Raw genomic sequence first — 19094 nt, forward strand, 5'->3', positions numbered from 1 at the left:
ATAATTTCACATTTGGAAATCAAGGATTTCCTGCACCTTCGAACCTTATGATGAAGGTTCTTCAGGAAGCCAAGGCCCGGATTCAGGAATCTAAATCCAAATCTTTCGTATTTAAAAAATTTTAACCTTTGTCTTCTTACTAGTTATACCTCTAAGTTGAAAAATCTTGTGCGCCTTCTAAAAAATTTTAATATAGTCGCTCACCCACCGCTTCCTCACTCTGTTCTGCAGCGGGAGGTTCGCGGATCTGGCTCTGGTTGAAATTATCTTAGTCGCCAGAAACAGGCTCGATCTTCTCGCCTGTTACCGGCCACCCCTTCGCTTTCGGGGATGAGTAAACATCCCCACGCTCCGGGATGACCTATCCCTCCCGCCGCTATTCACGGCTCCTCCCCTCCGGGCAGTGGATAAGACAGACAGCTATTAGTCCCGGCGGGCGTAATATAAACCAGCTCAACCGAGGAAAACAAGGCCGGCGTTGCAAAGCGAGACTTGCGAGCGAGCAATCCCGGCCGATAAAATAAAAAAAGGAGAATTCATTCCTCCCCACCCCCAATGAGGAAGTCCGCTGCCCTCTGTGCATCTCCGGCGGCCCGGATAACATCGACAGCTGAGCCGTTTCTGATGTGCCGGAGCCACCCTGCAATATAGGCTGCCTGGTTATCGACCACAGGCATGTCGATCCCGGTCATCGCACACAGGAAGGCAGAACCCATCTCCGCCGTCAGCTCTTCCCGGCTGTAATGCTCACTCCCGAACCTGATAGGCCCGGTCACTCCCGGACGCTTCAGACGGGATTCATGCCCGGTCCAGTGAGTCAGTTCGTGGAAGAAGGTCGAATAGTATTCTTCCGGAGACTCGAACCGTTCCATATCTGGCATGTGGATAATATCAGCGGTCGGAAGATATGCAGGGTTCCCCGGCCGAACCTTCGGGCAATTTCTTTCAATCACTTCATCGCAGGACGTGATTGCCCGGATCTCGCCGACAGCATCTTTCTCGATCCCTTCGCACTGTGAGAGGTTGAAGACCGAATAATACCTTACAAGCGGTCGCTCTCGGTGAGACATCACAAGGACCACGTCGCCCTGTTCGTTCACAACCGACCGGGCCTCTTCAAAGGACCAGAAGACAACAATACCATATGCCTTCTCCCCTTTTCGGACATACCCCCCGAGCTGTTTAATCTGTTTGTAAGTTCCCCACCATTCATGACCGGAGAGCAGCAGACGGTTAATGCCACGGTAGGGCCTTCCTGTCAGAACATTACACGGCGACAGGCTCTGCCACGACTGATGCCAAGGAATCTTCCCGGAAGACAGAGAGGAGATTATCCTCTCCCTGACTATCTCATAGACATTCACCATCAGCAGACACCCCCTGCATTTGGGATGTGGTTGTTGTCGGCAGCCTCAGCCCGGTAGTGCTCACGGATGCAGTCCACATCCACGGGCAGATCAGCGAAAAGCTGATATGTCTTCTGGTCAAAATCGATACTTATCTCGATGAGAGCTTTCAGTGCAGCTAACTTTTGCGGGGAAGCTGCCCCTTTCTTTATCTGTTTTGTAGTCATTTCGATCTACCTCAGCCGGTGCTCAACCGCGACCGACTGAGTGCGGGGATAAAACGGCAAACGGAGTATGGCTGTCGCTCATCAGAGCGACCGGCTTACCCGTTTGACGGAGACCCGCGTTTACAAGAGGAGGTTTACAGTGCCGTGCAGGGGAGCGACGAAAGAAGAGAGGAGCGGATTCGCACGGCTGTTTGGGCGGTTATTCAGAAGGAGGAGTAAAATAAGGGTTTTTTTAAAATTGAATGAGAATCTAGTCTACAAATCTCTTATTTAGTTGTTTACGAAAAACTATCACTTTCCAAGTTTTCTTTGCATCAGACAGTTTTGTGATTTCTTTCCTAAATTCCAGATATGAATTTGAATCCAGATCAAGACTATCTAAATGAGCAATAAGATTTTGATAAAACTTATCAATTCTATTTCCATAAATGTCATTATAAGAGAAACTGCATAAAGGATCATCTTCAGCAGAATTAAAATCAACTTTCATATAAGGGATTTTTTGTATTTTTTTGATTAATTCTTTATATATATCAATATAATTATCCCCAATGCCTCCAACAATTAGAATACTTCCACCATTTCTCAACGCCCGACAAATACTATCCAATTGATGATCTAAACGACTGACCTGTTCAGATATAGTAATAAAATTACTAAATATAACTAAATTATAGCGATAAGCATCTTTCCATCCCCCTACCTCTTCATCAACAATTTTCTGAGCATCCCCCTTTGAACAACCATATTCTTCCATATATTTTTCAATTAAATCTTGTTGATATTTCAATTTCAAACTTTGAAAATCGACCTTATAAACATCATTAAAACTCCCTAAATGATAAGGAATTCTTGTGTGCTCATTTCTTTTTCCGTAAATATGCTCATTAAAATGATGTAACCATTTTCTGAAAGCACAACTAAATTCGATATAATCCAATGAAAAATCTAAATTAATGAATTTCTCGATTCTTTTGTCCTCACCAAATTGCTTCAATGACCTGTAACAATCTGAAACGCCCAATGACATATTCCCCGGACCAATACCAACTTCTAATATATCTGAACTTTTTTCACGTACTGGTAACAGTCCTTCACGAACTAATAGACGAGATATTAATTGAGCTCTATGATAGCGATTCAAAAGATGCATTAAACTGTAAGCGACAGATTCAAACTCATTATCGAAATGAAGATCATTACAATTTTCCATAACTAATATGATTCTGTCAAATACTTCTTCACAATAATGCTTATCAGTAAGTATATTTGATACTAGAAACTCTTCAAAAAGATTACAGATTTCATTAAAATCGTCATATACTCTTTTATTCTCAGTCTCCCAAATCGTAAATTCTTCGTATTTGGAAATTAAAAATTTTGTATTTGAAATTCTACGAGTCTCCATGATTCAAAAATAATCTAACTATGGCACTAATTAATTTATTCAAAAAGAATTCAATTAATAAAAAAAAATATTTTAAAGAAAATGCGAAGAAAGGGGTTCGAACTCTCGAACACCTACGTGATTCGGCCCTGAACCAAAAATTAAACAATCCCAAGATCTTTCCTCAGTCTTTCAAGAATCAGATTCTAGTCTCCACTCTTCTTCACCTTCTCCATTAATTCTTCAATCTTAATTGCACCTTCCCTACTGAACACAATCGAACAACTAGTACATTATAGCACAGAACTATGTTTACTCATCTTACACCAGCGCTAGCGTAATAATTAAAGACGGCCGACAATCATAACAGGATAAGGCCCTGCCCATATCCGGGAAAATAAATTCGGGCCGGAAATATATCATCTGTTTTTTTCTATTCAGCCGGAGCTTTCTGCTGACAGCAGTAAGCGGAGGCGGTATCAGGCAGCCGGGAACAGGCGAGAAGGGCGAGCCTGTTACGGGCGTAACAAACATCAGTGCATTAGTGAAGATCAGCGAACCTCCCGCTGCAGAACAGAGTGAGGCAGCGGTGGGTGAGCGACTACCGGCAATTTAGTTTAAAGTAAAGCTTAAATAGCCTCCCAAATACGCGAATATTCCGGAAAAATAGACCTTCACAGAAGCCCTGTATTCCACGATCTTGGATGATCTCAATATAATCATCGTCTGAAAATATGCGTTAATAAGAGGCCATTATATCTCTGCAAAATGGGCTTTAATTCCTTTAAAAAAGAATTTATGCCTTTTAAAATTTAGAATTCCAACATCTAGTGAAAAAAAAGTGAAATAGACTTAATAATTGGATTTTCAGGCCCAATTTCAATCATGAATTCTCATAATCCAAGCATAATGCATGTTTTAATTTTAAAGCATCTGTTGTAGTTTTCTGCTTGACTCGGTCACATAAGGGTAGAAAAAAATTGTATTTCTTTCTCTGATAGACAACAAGTAGCCATAGGATAAAATTTTGATATTTTCTTTTTGCTATTGTAAATTATAATAGCATCAATTTCATTATAATCATCACGGTTACAGCTCATTAAATTAGGCCATGCATATGTATTGTTGATTATAAGAATTACTATGGAGTCATTGCCCTGAGTGACCTCAGAAATTTGATTTAAGATTTTATTTACAACTATTACTTCATCTCTCGGATTACCAAAATAATCGTCGGTTTCAATACCGAATTCTGGAGTATAAAATCCTGGATGGGGAACCACCTCAAACATCTGCTCAACCCTCATGCTCATTCGAGGTGTTGTTATTTCAATTAGAATGTCTCTTCCGTTCGGGCAGATTTTAAAATCAAGATTTTTCTTTGTGTTTTTATTTATTATCACATCTTTTTCAGGATTACATCCTGCTCTTTTTAATGTATCATATACTTCAATCTCAGAAAAAAAGTTAAAAAAATTACTCAGGATTTTATCACCAAATTCAATATTTGCATATTCTGGATATAATTTCAACCAACATTCCAAGGATTCAATTAATTTTTTGAAATCTTTTTGACTATTAAGATGTAATAAAATTCCTCCAATAAGAAATTCAGCAATTTCTTCAAATCTTTCTGGAGGTATTTTTCCTTTATATTGATCATATTGAATACGAAAAAGCAGGGGGGATTCTTCAAGAAAAATGCTTTTTAATGTAGGATAATATGAAAGATTCTTTATTATTATTTTCTTTTCTTCATCTGTTGCATTAAGAATCATTAGGTAATCTCTTTTTATTGGTTAAAAGCAGGACAAAAACTCTTTGTTCGGGCAGGGAACATCCCTATTAATACACTTCCCGACTCCTTTTTCTTTATATTCTTTAAATGTAACTTCACGGGTACCTATTAAGCAACATTTATCTCCTTTAGAATTCTGGTGAGGTATTAGGCACATATAAAATGTTTTAGAATCAACTACGAGGCATTTTTCTACGAAATATTACCTATATTATCTAAAAATTCATATTATATTATTAACAATCTCATTCAATTATAATATTGTCATTTGGACAAAGCCATTCATTTACAATATTTTCATCTGGATTAGGTCTTACAACACATGTATCAATTTTCATATCATCATTTACTCCTTTTACTATTCCTTCAGTTATTCTTGAAAAACGAGTATATTTTTCATCTTCATAAAAAAGTCTAGCTGCTTTAAGCCCAAAAGCATAAAATTGTTTTTTCCTTTGAATTTTTATTTGCTCTTTTTCGGTAGACTCTAATAAAAAATCTAATTTAACATCAGATAATCCTTTCATTAAAGGCGTTTCTAAATCAATTGAGACATTATTTTTATCATATGCATTAATCAAAAGTTCATTACAATAAATAACTGAAGTAATAATACAGATTTTGTCTTTTTCTAAATCAATTTTATATGTTGGAACTGGATAAATTGAGTCAGAACATTTTAAGTATCGATCTAATTTTGCATCATCAATTTCTTTTCCTTTTATATTTGTAAAGGCATATTCTAATTTAGTGACATTTTTAAATGTACTTTCAACACTAGCACTAGGAAGACCCATCAGATTCAAAAATTCTTTAAAAAAGGATATTCCAAAACCAAAGCCATATTTGGAAATAATTTCTCCATTCATTTGAGGTAAAGAAAAGGGTTTAGATTTGGGTAATGTGCATTCATTCTTTTCTCTTAAAATAGAATTTAATTCTGCGGAAGAAAATTCATATTTTCTCCATTTTTTTATCAAAAGACTCAATGGATTTAAATTGGTTCTAGGGATTTTTACACCAATATAACCATCATTATTAATTTTTTCAATTAAAGGATCTTCAAACATTTTATGCTCCCCCATTCACTATTAACGTAGCGGATGATCTTTATAATTAATTAATCTTTGGGCGATGAAATTTTGAAATATGTACTTTACTTATAACGAAGTGAGCAACTCAATGTGATTATATGTGTAATAAATTATAATCTTTAAATTACACAAAAAATTTCTGCAGAAAAAAATTAGGTAAGTAAAAAGAATGAAAGGATATCTCCCTCCGTCCTTTTTATGTCAGAAGCACACAGCACTGATTCTGCAAAATTGCACAGGTCTGATTATAATATCAGGCCAGCGCTGCCACAGAGTCAGCCCAGGTTTCGACATTCGCAAGAATTGCATCATCATTATATGAGCTGACTCTTACGTTGTTTCTGGAGAAGGTCACATAGTACAGTTCTCCGCCTGCATCCATACACTTGATAGTGCATGAGAAGACATCTTTTTCACTGTCTCTTATGCAATCGCCGCCAATCTCTGTTGCAAGCGCAGTGTTTGCAAGGATTTGGGTGATTACTTCATTATAAGAGTCAACAGTAGGTGCCTTTAAAGACATACTCCCAACAGTTTTTGCGTCATCGTCCTCATAGATGAATTTTGCAGTATAACTCTGCTTTGAGACAGTCACACCGGATACGGTCTGACCATTGGATGTGTAATCAACACACTCAAAGGGGTTATCTGAAATTACACCACTGATGATCGAATTAAAGGTCGCAGCATCCGCAATAGGAGTTGCAAGAACCCTGACTGCAGTTTTTGTGTTAATGGTTTCAATAAAATCTGCCATTTCTTCGTCATCTCCGACAAAACTTTCGTTTTCTAAAACGAAATCGGCCGGATCATAGACGCAGAAGTCTGCTGTCTCTGACCCGGCGTTTGTTGTCCCCACACATCCGGATGTATTACAGACAAGCATAATTATGATTGCTAATAATATTAACTTGACTTTATGGTCAGACTTTATCATTAATAGAGGTTTTATCAATGACTGGTAATAAATCCACCAGAGATATGATTGTAGAAACAAACAGAGACGTTAAATGGATTTGCCAGACTCTTTCCGAGATGAAAGATTCTATTCAGGATCATGAGGACAGAATCCGCGTTCTTGAAGATAACAGGGCCGAGACCAAAGGTTGTGAAGGAAAGATTGCAGCGGGCCTTGGTGCAGGAGCAGGTGGAGCTGTAGCTGTTTTCCTGAAAATGTTAGAATGGTTTTAAACTTTTGTCTCAGGATAAATATATTTATAAGCCGTATAAATCTTTTATATAATGAACTATTCTGATGCTCTAATTATAATCCTTTTCTTAGCTATAGTAGTGATAATCGGAATTGTTGTTACTTATTTTGGAATTCCCTTTTTACAACAAGTCCGTGGCCCTGCTATTGATATAACAGTTAATACTGAATTAAATATTGATGGTAATTTAAGTGAATATTCATTAGTTGCAATAATGTCTGATGAATTTAGTTATAATAAATACCTCTCTAATGTTAATTCTAAAGGCTATAGTACAATAAAGGAATATTTTTTAAGAGACATTTCTGATAAAACTCTTTTTGATTTTCAATACGATGAAAAAAATAAAAAGATAAAATTCAAATCTAATAGATTATTTAATCCAAATCAAGAACTGAAAACAATTTCTATTGATAAATCTAAATGGATATTTAGGGATTTTTCTTTTGTTAAAGGGACCGAATATTTTTTCCCAGATGAATATATTAATTCAATAAAATATACATTTACAACAACCGCTGCAATTTATAATACAAGTGGAGAAATCTCAGAGCATTTTTTGTTTGGGAATAAAAGTAAATGGATTATAAATCGTAATAAGGAGGCTTTTGATTCTACATCCAATAGTATAATTATTCCTACTTTTTATGTTGAAACTAGTCATCCTCAAGCTCCAATTGGGGTTTTAGTGCCAATTTTTGCATTAGGTCTTGTAATAGTTTTGAGAAAAAGAAATAAGTGGTAAAATTGACAAACACTGAAATATCTATCTTTTTGGGTGGTTTTATTCCAGGATTACTACTTGGATATGGATTGCCAGATGGATCTGATCTTCTTTTAGGATATTGGAATTTCTTATTGAATTCATTAGAGTATTATTTAACTCCAGAATTTAGTTTTTTTATTGCCATTATTAGTACAATTGTTCTTATCGTAGCTTCATTTACCCTTTTAAAGCTATTATTATCACTGTTAATGTATGGGTCTGAAGGTGGTGTTATAATCTTTTTCATTAGTATTTTTTTAGGACTTATTTTTTCATTAATTATCCCATTTTTTGTTTTGGTCATTATTTGTCTGGCAGTTATTTTTACCTTTATTATTTCATATAAGCAAAAAACATCTTGATTATAGTGATGTAATGAGTATTAAAAACTTTAAAAAAATCAACTATTTTTTTTAAATGTATATACTTTACTTGAATCTTTTATGATATATCCCCTGATTTGCGTATTTTTCCATTCTTTTCCTGTATTAAAGAAGCCATAAATGGCGGTTATCCAGTAGAATCCGAACATTATAAGCATATAGATATTTTCTGTGAATGCACCTTCTAGAATCCAGATAAAATTTCCAACAACCCAGCAGGCAAAGCCGACACGCCTAAACTCCGAACTTTTCGCAGCGACAAGGGCTGCACCCGATATTCCAAGGACGACCGCTGCACTCATAATAATATCCGGAAGTATGATTGACATGAGAAAATATCATTGGAATTTTTGGTTATTAGGCAAAACGCGTGGAGGGTGAAAGTAAAAAAGATTCTTCGATACTTAGTGATTTAATGATCGGATTATCTCATCTGCTTCTTTTAAGGAACCTTTCATGTTTGATTCAAGATTATACACAGTTTCATTATAGTCGGCTTCTTTACGCCACTGATGAAGACGTGATAACTTTCTTTTTATCTCAGATTTACCACTAGATTTATAAAATTCTCTAATCAAATGGTGTTCTTCTCCTGTGTTTTCAGGAATATATCCCATACAATCTTTTGCGTATGTCAGAGAGTACCCAAAAGCAGCATAATAGGCTCTACTTATTGAGCATCTGTATGCGGCCTCCTCTAAAGGCAAAGCTCCGTTTTCGGCCTGAGCCTTTAAAAATTTAGCAACATCCAGAAACTGCGACCAGCAAAAAATCATTTTTATTGAAGAGGGGGTTTATAGTCTGTTGTCAAAAGAAGCCATCCTGATTGATCAGCCAGTTCGGCCTCATATTCATCACAGATACTATCCATTTTTTCAATAATATCATCCACATAATGCTCCTGACGGATATATATTGTCAGATACTTATCAGAGCTCTCGTTATCATTATATAATTCCAGAGATACTTGCGAATCTGCATTAAATTCTTCACAGGCCAGAAGACATGCATACAGAACAACATCAAACATTCCCGGATGTTTGGTGATATAATCTATAACACCTTCGGCGTTTTGAAGCCTCATTCCAAGATAATCAGCCAGATATAATAAAGTGGGTTCAATATTGTTATAACAGCTTGAACTGTCATACATATACTCTTCTGATTCCTTCTGGCCTAATATTTGTTCAAGATACTCTGTATTTGTATCACTAAACAAACTTATCCAGAGAATCCGAAGTTTTGCCTGCAGTGAGTCACCACACTCTTCCGAATAATACTCTTCAGGATATATGTATCGTTTCTGACTCCCGGTTCCATAACCGGAGAGAGAATTGGAATATAACATCTCAATCAGCCCCATTAAATAATGATTCCATTTTTTCTGTGATACAGCCCTTAAATATCTTTTTTATTTCAGTATGAGCATTTTCGGTCCAGATTATTGCATCACCGGGAGATATTAAACCCGGCTTTGCGGTGAAATAATCTGTTGTCAGCAAAAATGCCATTCCCTCTTTTTTTTCCGGTATTGCCCTTCCTAACTGCACCCTGCACATGTCGTTTTCTTTATTGAATGTAAAATCGCATCCCATATTAAAATTTCCTACATTAAGATTTAGATTCTCCGGTATTTGTGGGTAAAATCTAAAGTAATCTTTTAAATCAGATAATTTCTCAGGGAGATCAATTTTATTAACATATATTAATCCGATCCTTTCAATACCACGAACATCTGTCAGTTCATTTATTTTATTATATGCATAGCCGATCTTTTCCTTAAATATTTCCCAAGAAGGATATGGCTTCAAAGCGTTGACTGATATCATCCTTGGAGCGAGTTGAATAATGAATTTCCTCTCTTTATCAAGAAATAAAAATCTGTCATTTTGTTTAATTTTCTGATTTCCCACTCCTTTTTTCCTAGGTTTTAACTCAAATTTTACCTCAAAATGATGCTCTTTTCTTATTTCTTTAATTGGAAATTCTGATTTTATTATATCATATAGTTTGGAAGACAGATCATTATTCCATGCTGTTTCTTTTGAAAACCTGAATTCACATACAGCCTCTCTTATTGGAGAATTTTTATATTCAGTCATTGGTTTTCACTTTTTTATTGATTGGAATATATTTCAATACACAACAGATATAATTATTCTTATTTTTCTGCATTTTTTCATAATAAATTTATTCCTAACTAAATCTCATCTCCAAACACCCCCCCTAAACTTTAAATCTGCCAATACTAACAAAATATTCAAGCGTTGGAAAATTCCGGGAACAGTTGAGACCGGGATTTAAATTTCTTTTAGTGATGACCAAATCCCCGCGGATTTTCTAAACGCCGCCTGAAGAATTAAAAAATCAGGTAAAAGATGCAAAAAAACCACCATTAAACTTAGGTGAGACCATGCAGAAAAAACCAAGAAATGTAACAAAAGAAGACATCGAAGCCTTTGAAAAGCAGTATCCTGCATATGGACATATCGGGAAAGTGATGCTTGAAGCAGGCATCTGGCGTCTTGTAGAATCGAAAAATGAACAGAATGACAAAACATGCGGCAGCCGGCACCAGTTTGATTTCCACAGCACCCTGTCGCCAACTGCCAACATACGTCTGTCTGATAAAAATATAAAACGTCCCCTCTCAGCTGAGGTGAAAAACTAATGGCATCCGGAAAAAATTCTGCACCTAAAGCAGACACACCTTCCACTACTGCCGCTGCAGTCACAGAAAAAAACTCCCGAATCTATCCACTGTATCTGATACCCAGAGCTCTCAATGAAGTGATTCAGGAAAAAGGCGACACTCTTGAAACAATCTCTGTAAAAAGAACAGCCGGGCACTCTTACAGAGTTGATACCACAACCCGGATAGTAACCGGAGATAAAAACAGAGACAACAAATCCGATTCAGGAGAGGACAGCGATGAATGAGCCATATTCCGGAATAATCCAGGGAGGAGGCCGTGGAAAGCTTGACATAATAATCGAAGATGAGCATTTTTACATCACCCCGGAGGATGTAAAAAACCTCATTTTTTACGGCAGGTCTGTTCCGGTTATGAAAAACCGCACTGAAAACAGCGATGAATGGGCTGAAATTTTTGAGACTGAAATCGCCGGCCATGTAACAATGAACACAGCCGGAAGGTCTGTTCATGTTGTAACAGTGAGAGGCACATTCATAATCCCGCTCTTCTCTCTTCAGAAAGTAGCGAGGGGAGAGGTTGTTTCCGCACCGCTTTTTCAGATAATGCCGGACTTAAGGGGAGGCGTATTCCTTTGAATACGGAATCACAGGAGAAGAGCAGCGAAAACAAAGCAGCACATGAGATTGAAAAGACAATCTCTGTTCTCTTCGACTCAGACAGTGTTGTTGAAGTCCGGGCGATTAGTGACTATTCAGCCCATAGCGGTTACTTCGATGACCACAAACTGCTTGCAGAAAAGGCAGCTGTGGTTAGCAGGCTAAGCGATGTTTCCGGCGTTTATGTGACACTAAACGAAATAAACCCGGACCTTCTTTCAAGGCGTGCAAACAGAATCAGAATGAAACTCTCAAAGAAAGACGCAACAACGGCCGACTCAGACATCATAAGAAGAAGGTGGCTTCCGGTTGACCTTGATCCCCTGCGGCCGAGCGGTGTTTCATCATCTGATGCAGAGCACAAACTTGCACTGGAAAAGGCAGCGAAGATTAAGGAATGGTTATCTGAAGAAGGTTTTCCCGAACCGGTTTTTGCCGACTCCGGAAACGGTGCACACCTTCTTTACCGGATAGACCTTGAAAACAGCGAAGAGTCAGCCGAGCTTGTAAAAAGATGCCTTGAAGTTCTTGATACATTCTTCTCTGACACTTCCGTAACAGTTGACACCGGCAACTTCAACGCTGCCAGAATCTGGAAGCTTTACGGAACGAAATCAAAGAAGGGCGATGATACCAATAAACGTCCTCACAGAGTTTCAAAGATATTATCAGCACCGGAACAGCCGCAGATAGTGACGAAAGAAACACTAAAAAAGCTTGCAGACCTTCTGCCAAAAGAGCCGGCCGGAAACGAAACAAAGACGGCAGGAAGAAATCAGAGCAGCAGCGATTACCGCAGAAGTGAAGGCAGCACCATAGACCTTGGCGAATGGCTCAGAAATTATGGGATTGCCATAAAGACAATCAAACCGTGGAGAGGCGGAATGATGTACAGTCTTTCTGAATGCCCTTTTTCGAGTGAGCATAAAGACGGTGCATTTGCAATCCAGTTTGAATCCGGCGCTATCTTTGCCGGATGCCATCACAATTCATGCGGAAGCGGAGTTCAGAGGTGGCCGGAACTCCGGGCGATGTATGAGGGGAAGAAAAAAAGCAGCGGACTGTTTTCTGAAAAGAAGAACTCCGCTGCACTCGGAATCAAAAGGGAGAAGACAATAAAGAGCCTGAAAGAGTTGGGAAGTTCCTGCAGTAAAGCCGGACATAAAAGTTCTGACAATTCAGTTTTTCCCGATGCAGTCAGAGAGAAGGCCCTTGAAATTCTAAGGTCTGGAGATCCCCTGGCATTCATGCTTGACACATTCGCAAAGTTTCATGTCGGAGACAGGACTGTTGCAGAATGTCTGATTATGTCTGTTGCCTCACAATCAGTTGAGAACACAAAGGGCCTGCATGTATCTGTTTCCGGAAATTCCGGCAAGGGGAAATCACATGCCTGCAATTCTATGCTAAAACTGATACCCGAAGACTACCGGCTTTCCGGAACGGTGAGTGATAAGGCACTATACTATAACCCTGACCTTCGGCCCGGAACTGTGTTTCTCTTCGATGATGTCAGTCTATCAGAAGATCTCCAGGAGGTCCTGAAGTCTGCGACAGCAAACTTCTGCGACAGAATCGAGCATCAGACACTGACGACCGACAGGCAGCTTAAGATATGCAGCATCCCGGAACGGTGCGTCTGGTGGCTTGCCAAGGTTGAGTCGGTTGGAGATGATCAGGTCATGAACAGAATGCTCACAACGTGGATTGATGACTCCGCAGAGCAGGATGAAAGGGTTCTTCTTCATATCAGAAGGACGGAAGCTTCAGAGGAAATTATCAGTTCCGAACCTGAAGAGGCTGAGGTCTGCCGCTGTATGTGGACGCTGCTAAAGGAAGAAAATGTCTATGTCTCAATTCCATTTGCAGAGAAGGTTCAGTTTTCAAACTCTGCGAACAGGCGTAATCCGGCAATTCTCTTTGATCTGATCAAGTGCCATGCCCTTTTATTCAGGATGCAGCGGGAGAGTTTCGGGCCGGCCGGAAGTGATGCCGGAGATGAAGCCGGCGGAGATAACGGAAGTGAGAGGGGTTTTGTTTCTGAAGAATCCCTGCCTGCAATTCGGGCAGACATTAATGACTTCATGGCGGCTGCAAGGATTTATGCACAGATTAACGGCGATAGCGGAGGACAGGAGACAAAGCTTACGAAGAATGAGGCCGCTGCTCTAAGCACTATCTGCAAAATGGGCTGGAAAGTTCTGACAATCGGGATGCTTCAGGAAGCAATGGGCATTTCATATCATCAGGCAAGAAGAATCTTTCAGGGATACTTTAACGGAGGAAATTCTTATTCAGGACTTCTTGAGAAGTGCCCTGCGATAAGTTTCATTGACGCAACTGTCTCTGAGGAGATGGATGGCTGCATGGTCCGCCGAAGAGAGAATCAGTTTTCATTTAGCTATGAGATTTACCACAGGTGGAATACCGGAAGTGTGGTCTGGATAGATGAGGGAAGTGAGCAGGGCGGAGATGATGACAAGAACAGCGGAGAAGGGAACAATGACGCCGATGGAGGCGATGACGGTGGGGACTTGGGAGAAGACTCCTCCCCGTCCGGGCCTTCTGATGTTTGCACTTTTGCACCATGTTTACACCACGTTTGCACTTCAAAAGTGCAAATGAAAGAAACGGAAATCTGCGAAGCTTCTGCCAATCCATTGGTAAATGATGAAACGCTTCTCTCTCTAAATAGTAGTTTGCACCAAAATTCAGGAACGGAGAAGCGGACAGTTGCGTTATCGTCTCCGGGTGCTTCTGTGTGTGTTTCCAAAATCAGTGCAAACGAAGTTGGAAAACAGGCAAAAGATAGTCAAAATAAGAAACAGAGTTATTATGGCGGCCCGTTTGGTTGCACTTCCAAAGTGCAAGTCAGTGTAAACCAGTGCAAAAGTGCAAATGAGAGCGGGTTTACTCTGCCGCTGCCGGGCGTTATGTGTGCAGCGGATTTTGAGAGAGTGAGTGTTGATGTCGGCCGGTGCGGTCTTTGCGATGAAGGGAAGGCGGTGTTTAGGTCTTGTGATCTGAAGCTTGCGATTTGTGAGAGGTGTTACGGGAGGCTTTTGAGAGAGGAGAATGGGAGGAAGGGGGTGAGTTAAAATAATGAAAAAATATCTGATTTAAAATTTATTATGGTAGAAAATGCTTTTCTCATCCCTCTTTTTAATTCAAATAAAAGATATGTGGGTTTTTACAATTCCTCAGTGAGATAACTCTTATGCAGTCATAGATTCTCGGGAATCTCTATGTCATAGCCACCATGCAAAATAAAATCCTGAAGGAGATTGTGTATTTTTACGTTGATTTTGAAATCAGGAATGTTACTGCCTTCCAGCGCTCTGAAATAGTTCCGAGCTTTCTCTTTATCAACTGAATGTTCTAACTCTGTAAAACGTCCATATTCGTCGATATTTGCTTCATTTACCTTTGCAGTCATGATCTCTATAAGCAGAGAGGTATTTAATCCAAATATTGAGGATATACGGGATATCTGGTCATTTTTCTCATATGCCTGGTACTGAGCAATATATTCCCTGAATGTCTTGCCGCTCTCCAGCTTCAAGTCACCTCTCTCCACATCATGGAGGATGTGTTCTGCATGTTTCTGTTCTTCCTGGGTGAGGGTTGCAAATGATTTGTGCAGTTCATCTAAGATGGTTTGTCGCTCTTCTTCTGTAAGATTAGGTTGGTCTAAGGATCTACAGTACTTGTCAAAGTTAGCGTTCATGTAGTCAACGTCGATGGCACCAGTGTTGATTTCGGTGAGATAGCCATCAATTTCGAAGGGGATGTCAGCTGTTTCTCCTCCGCCTGCAGCATCTCCGAAGAGTTCTTTGTAACGGAGTGCCAGGATAAGATAGATGGTTTCATCGAACTGCAGATTCACAGTTGTTTTTGGTTTGCCGCTCCCATGTCCGAATTCATAGGTGAGTTGCTTCCAAGTGAAACCCTGAAGTTTTGCGGCTTCGAGGCGAAGGTTGAGATCTTTGAAGAGTTTGGCAAATTTCCTGCGGGACGGTATGTCGTCAGGAATTGTGATAAAGTTTGAAATTCCGGCATTTTCAAAGAGGGTTTCTATGTCGGTATAGAGTTTGTTGAGTTCGTTAATGTTTTCTTCGAGTTTATCTACGAAGAATCCTAAGACTTTTTCTCCTGAATAGAGTTTGACGGCTTCTTTGATGTTCCTCTCCATTGTGTGGGGTTTTCGGTAGTATCTGATGATACCGAAGGGTTTTTCGGGACCGAAGAGACGATTTGTGCGGGAAAATGCCTGGATGATTTGTTCATACTTCTGAATTTTGTCCAGATATACGGTATTTATCCATTTGGAGTCAAATCCGGTGAGCATCTGGTCTACGACGATTAAGAGGTGAATCTGTTCTTCGGGGTCGGTTTGAATTCTGGTGTAGGGTTCTTTGTGAGCGAATCTTGCGGAGATGTCTTTTTTGAAGAGGTGATGATCTTTGAGGGTAAATTTTGTTTGGTAGCGTTTGTTGTAGTCATCCAGGATTTCAACAAGTCCGTCTTCTTTGATTTCAAATCCGTCGGTATTGTCGATGTTTGGATCAAATAATGCAGTTATTTTGAGGTCAGGATTTGTTTGTTTAATGAGACGGTAATAGTCGATTGCTTCGTTGATGCTGCTTGTTGCAAAGATGGCATGGAATTTTCCGCCGCGGCTTAGCCGGGTCCAGTTTTCGAGGATGTCTTCAACGACTTTCTGCTGGTGTTCGATTCTTAGGTACTGAGTTTTTGGGAGGTAGTCTTCGATGCCTTTGACATATTTCCCGTCGCTTCCTTCATAGCCTGCCATTTTGACTTTGGAGGCGTCCATGTAATAGTAGTATTTTTGGCTTTTTTTAGGGTCGCTCAGGACATCTTCAATGCTTTCTGCTTTTGCTTTGTATAGAGCGACAGCGGTTCTGACGTCTGTATCTTTGTGTGTTGATACTTTGTAGAGGTCGAATCCAAGGACGTTTTTGTCACGAATGCCGTCTGCAATACTATATCGGTGAAGTTCGTTGCCAAAGAGGGTGGCTGTGGTATTGAATTTTTTCTGGTTTTCTTCGTAGATGGGGGTGCCGGTGAATCCGAAGAAGAGGGCGTCGGGGAAGGCTTCACGGATTTTTCTGCGCATGTCGCCGAAGGTCGAGCGATGGGCTTCGTCAACAATGATAACGATGCGTTTTGTGTTGAGTTGATCGATAAGAGATTTGCTGACACTGCTTTCTTCGGAGATGTTGCTCATTTTCTGAATGGAGGTTACGATGAGGGTGTCTTGCGGGTTGCTGCTTTTGAGTTTTGCGATGAGAACCTGGGTGTCTTCGGTTCCCTGGACGGATTGGTTTTCACTGGTAAAATTTTTGTATTCTCTGAGCGATTGGGTACCGAGTTCGATTCTGTCTACGAGGAATATGACTTTGTCGGCATCTTTTGAGGTTGCGATGAGCTGAGCGGATTTGAAACTGGTGAGGGTTTTGCCGCTTCCGGTTGTGTGGCCGATGTAGCCGCCGAGCGGGTTTGATTCTCCCCAGTGGTGTTGTGCGACCCGGTCGGATATGGCGTTTGCAGCGTAGTACTGGTAACTTCTGAGGACTTTGAGGTTGCCGTCTGATTCATCGGCGACGGTATAAAATCCAATGAGCTGGTGAGCCATGGGTATGGAGAGGAGGGAGTCGGCAATATCTTTCCAGTCGTTGATTGATTCGTTGTTGAAGTCTGCCCAATGGAAGTAAAAGTCTTTGTTGAATATGCCGTCAGTCCCGGGATTGGCAAAATACACGGTTTCTTCCGGCGTCATGGCGACGAAGACTTGGATGAGGGAGAAGAGGCCGGTGAAGATATTTTCGTGCGAGTATTTTTCTATCTGGGTGTATGCCTGACTTACATGGATGCCGCTTCGTTTGAGCTCGAGGTGGATGACGGGCATGCCGTTGATTAAAAGCATGAGGTCTCCGCGTCGGTTGTTGAGGATGGGAGATGGGGTTGTAAACTGGGGCTGTTGTGCTATCTGATAGGTGCTTTGCCCGGCGGCGATTTCCTGTCGGTCGTAGATTTTGAGGCTGATTTCCTTTCCGAGGTGGGCTACGTCGTCAGGGTTGTCACGTTTAACGGATATGGTCTTTCCGTTTATAAATCCGTTGAGGTTGACGGGGGTTTTGAGAAGAATTATTTGTTCAAGGATCTGCTGCATTTCCCCGTCGGTTAAGGGATATCCATTTAAGCGGTCTATGCCGTTGTTGTTCTGGAGGAGGATGTTTTTCCAGTTTTCAATGAGTTCTTTTTCTGTTGAATATTTGAGGACGGGAAGTTCTCCCCAGCCTTTCCGTTTGAGGGCTGAGATTAAGGCTTCTTCAAATTCGGCTTCGGTTTGGAATGTCATGCTGCCTCCGGGACAAACATTTTTTCGAGAAGTGCAGATTTGATGTGTTTGAGGTGGTCGAGTTTTTGGTGGTGAAGGGTGATAAGGGAGTCAAGATTTTTGAAGTAATTGGCTATTTTTCCTTGCTCATCTTCAGACGGAAATACCATTTTGTACTCCAACATTTCATTAATTTTGAGTACGCGATTTCTCCCAGCACCCCCTGGTGATGCAAGCCATAGATGATGTCTAAATTTTTCATCGATAATCACATATTTGAAAAACTCAGGATTCAGGCCATCACGGAATCGAAATTGGGGAAATCTATGAGAAACCAGCTTTCCTGCATCATTTTCCTCAGTAATTGCAACGGCATGTTCCCAACCAAAGGTTATGTTCACAATAAAATTGCCCGCAGCCACTCTGTGCATTTGTGCAGTTTCCAATTCTCTACCCCTCTCCACATAACTATGAAATGTACCTTTTGCGTGACTCCTGATTCCCAAGCGTGTATAGCCATTATGGGGAGTGGGTATGGGGTCTTGATAACTATCTACCATATCACCAAATTGACTCTGTTCCCACGCCCCACTAAATCCCTTAAAGCGGATCTCCGGGACGTCCGCCCCGTCTTTGGGAAACATCTTTTCCAGCATAGATTTTTTGACATTTAGAAGCGAATCGTATTTTCGCTGTTGTTGGGTGATAAGGGTGTCGAGTTGGTTGAAAAAGTTCCCAATCCTCATTTGTTCAGTATTAGAAGAAACAAATAATTCAGCATTGTTTATGTCATTGGAATTTAATGATTCAAAGGTTGAACCGCTGAAAAGTTTTCTCCAATATCCATCTGACTCCATTTTCACGAGATTTTGATAAAGAAATTCATTTCCTTTTATTGCAGCAACTCCACGGCCTAGAACAACATCATATGCAGTTTTTCCTATGGTTCCAGCCGGAGCCCGAACACTCATTATTAAATCACCAGCAGATGCTTTTTTAGTAACCTGTGTAGTCCAAATTCTTGGAGTAACCCATCCATTTTTCAAATCTGCATTTCCTTGAACAAGAATATAATCACTTGGAGTTTCTGAATACGTACTACCATCAGGCGACTGTCCCATAATAATTTGAACTAGATCCTCCAATCTAAACGTATCCCAATCCTCCTCAAAGCCCTTGAACCGGAGTGCAGGCTTCCTCTTCCCCAT

Annotated in this window: 19 protein-coding genes; 6 read left to right on the forward strand and 13 right to left on the reverse strand. The window is 40.1% G+C overall.

Annotated elements, in window-relative coordinates; all coding sequences use genetic code 11:
• Positions 1 to 536 precede the first annotated feature (536 nt).
• From J2128_RS12070 to J2128_RS12095, 6 genes are all read right to left on the reverse strand, one after another.
• Positions 537 to 1367, reverse strand: a complete 831-nt coding sequence (locus J2128_RS12070) for an ArdC family protein (protein WP_209691676.1) — start codon at positions 1365 to 1367, stop codon at positions 537 to 539.
• Positions 1367 to 1573, reverse strand: a complete 207-nt coding sequence (locus J2128_RS12075; RefSeq protein WP_209691677.1) for a hypothetical protein — start codon at positions 1571 to 1573, stop codon at positions 1367 to 1369. The genes J2128_RS12070 and J2128_RS12075 overlap by 1 nt, the downstream gene beginning before the upstream one ends.
• A gap of 250 nt (positions 1574 to 1823) precedes the next feature.
• Positions 1824 to 2981 carry a hypothetical protein gene (locus J2128_RS12080; RefSeq protein WP_209691678.1) on the reverse strand — a complete coding sequence of 386 codons (1158 nt, stop codon included), beginning with the start codon at positions 2979 to 2981 and terminating at the stop codon, positions 1824 to 1826.
• Between the two features lie 938 nt (positions 2982 to 3919).
• Complete coding sequence (locus tag J2128_RS12085; protein ID WP_209691679.1) at positions 3920 to 4738, reverse strand: hypothetical protein; 819 nt, start codon at positions 4736 to 4738, stop codon at positions 3920 to 3922.
• A 265-nt stretch (positions 4739 to 5003) separates the two neighbouring features.
• Complete coding sequence (locus J2128_RS12090; protein WP_209691680.1) at positions 5004 to 5828, reverse strand: hypothetical protein; 825 nt, start codon at positions 5826 to 5828, stop codon at positions 5004 to 5006.
• A gap of 277 nt (positions 5829 to 6105) precedes the next feature.
• Positions 6106 to 6738 (reverse strand): hypothetical protein, encoded by a 633-nt coding sequence (locus J2128_RS12095; protein ID WP_348632401.1) that lies wholly within the window; start codon positions 6736 to 6738, stop codon positions 6106 to 6108.
• A gap of 68 nt (positions 6739 to 6806) precedes the next feature.
• Between J2128_RS12095 and J2128_RS12100 the strand changes: the two genes are divergently transcribed.
• Complete coding sequence (locus tag J2128_RS12100; RefSeq protein WP_209691681.1) at positions 6807 to 7043, forward strand: hypothetical protein; 237 nt, start codon at positions 6807 to 6809, stop codon at positions 7041 to 7043.
• Between the two features lie 51 nt (positions 7044 to 7094).
• The gene (locus J2128_RS12105; RefSeq protein WP_209691682.1) at positions 7095 to 7808 is read left to right on the forward strand and encodes a hypothetical protein; all 714 of its coding nucleotides are present in this window, start codon (positions 7095 to 7097) and stop codon (positions 7806 to 7808) included.
• A gap of 130 nt (positions 7809 to 7938) precedes the next feature.
• Here the strand turns inward: J2128_RS12105 and J2128_RS12110 are convergent, their stop codons facing one another.
• The 5 genes from J2128_RS12110 to J2128_RS12130 form a co-directional block, all read right to left on the reverse strand.
• Positions 7939 to 8133, reverse strand: coding sequence for a hypothetical protein (locus J2128_RS12110; protein ID WP_209691683.1), 195 nt, complete (start codon positions 8131 to 8133; stop codon positions 7939 to 7941).
• Between the two features lie 96 nt (positions 8134 to 8229).
• Positions 8230 to 8541: a hypothetical protein gene (locus tag J2128_RS12115; RefSeq protein ID WP_209691684.1), complete on the reverse strand. Its 312-nt coding sequence runs from the start codon at positions 8539 to 8541 to the stop codon at positions 8230 to 8232.
• A gap of 75 nt (positions 8542 to 8616) precedes the next feature.
• The gene (locus J2128_RS12120; RefSeq protein WP_209691685.1) at positions 8617 to 8919 is read right to left on the reverse strand and encodes a hypothetical protein; all 303 of its coding nucleotides are present in this window, start codon (positions 8917 to 8919) and stop codon (positions 8617 to 8619) included.
• Between the two features lie 71 nt (positions 8920 to 8990).
• Positions 8991 to 9575: a hypothetical protein gene (locus J2128_RS12125; protein WP_209691686.1), complete on the reverse strand. Its 585-nt coding sequence runs from the start codon at positions 9573 to 9575 to the stop codon at positions 8991 to 8993.
• A complete protein-coding gene (locus tag J2128_RS12130) occupies positions 9562 to 10314 on the reverse strand; it encodes a TIGR04255 family protein (protein WP_209691687.1) in 753 nt (250 codons plus the stop codon). The genes J2128_RS12125 and J2128_RS12130 overlap by 14 nt, the downstream gene beginning before the upstream one ends.
• A gap of 311 nt (positions 10315 to 10625) precedes the next feature.
• Here J2128_RS12130 and J2128_RS12135 point away from each other — a divergent pair, with 311 nt between their 5' ends.
• Genes J2128_RS12135 through J2128_RS12150 form a run of 4 tightly spaced genes read left to right on the forward strand, consistent with a single transcriptional unit; the run spans position 10626 to position 14623 of the window.
• Positions 10626 to 10883 (forward strand): hypothetical protein, encoded by a 258-nt coding sequence (locus J2128_RS12135; RefSeq protein ID WP_209691688.1) that lies wholly within the window; start codon positions 10626 to 10628, stop codon positions 10881 to 10883.
• Positions 10883 to 11152 carry a hypothetical protein gene (locus tag J2128_RS12140; RefSeq protein WP_209691689.1) on the forward strand — a complete coding sequence of 90 codons (270 nt, stop codon included), beginning with the start codon at positions 10883 to 10885 and terminating at the stop codon, positions 11150 to 11152. Before J2128_RS12135 ends, J2128_RS12140 begins: the two co-directional genes overlap by 1 nt.
• On the forward strand, positions 11145 to 11504 hold the full coding sequence (locus tag J2128_RS12145; protein WP_209691690.1) for a hypothetical protein: 360 nt from the start codon (positions 11145 to 11147) through the stop codon (positions 11502 to 11504). The genes J2128_RS12140 and J2128_RS12145 overlap by 8 nt, the downstream gene beginning before the upstream one ends.
• Positions 11501 to 14623 (forward strand): hypothetical protein, encoded by a 3123-nt coding sequence (locus tag J2128_RS12150; protein WP_245323730.1) that lies wholly within the window; start codon positions 11501 to 11503, stop codon positions 14621 to 14623. Before J2128_RS12145 ends, J2128_RS12150 begins: the two co-directional genes overlap by 4 nt.
• A 125-nt stretch (positions 14624 to 14748) precedes the next feature.
• Here the strand turns inward: J2128_RS12150 and J2128_RS12155 are convergent, their stop codons facing one another.
• Together J2128_RS12155 and J2128_RS12160 are read right to left on the reverse strand one after the other, a co-directional pair.
• Positions 14749 to 17907, reverse strand: a complete 3159-nt coding sequence (locus tag J2128_RS12155) for an HsdR family type I site-specific deoxyribonuclease (protein ID WP_209691691.1) — start codon at positions 17905 to 17907, stop codon at positions 14749 to 14751.
• Positions 17904 to 19094: a restriction endonuclease subunit S gene (locus tag J2128_RS12160; RefSeq protein WP_209691692.1), complete on the reverse strand. Its 1191-nt coding sequence runs from the start codon at positions 19092 to 19094 to the stop codon at positions 17904 to 17906. Before J2128_RS12160 ends, J2128_RS12155 begins: the two co-directional genes overlap by 4 nt.

Source organism: Methanomicrobium sp. W14, from assembly GCF_017875315.1.
Lineage (GTDB): Archaea > Halobacteriota > Methanomicrobia > Methanomicrobiales > Methanomicrobiaceae > Methanomicrobium.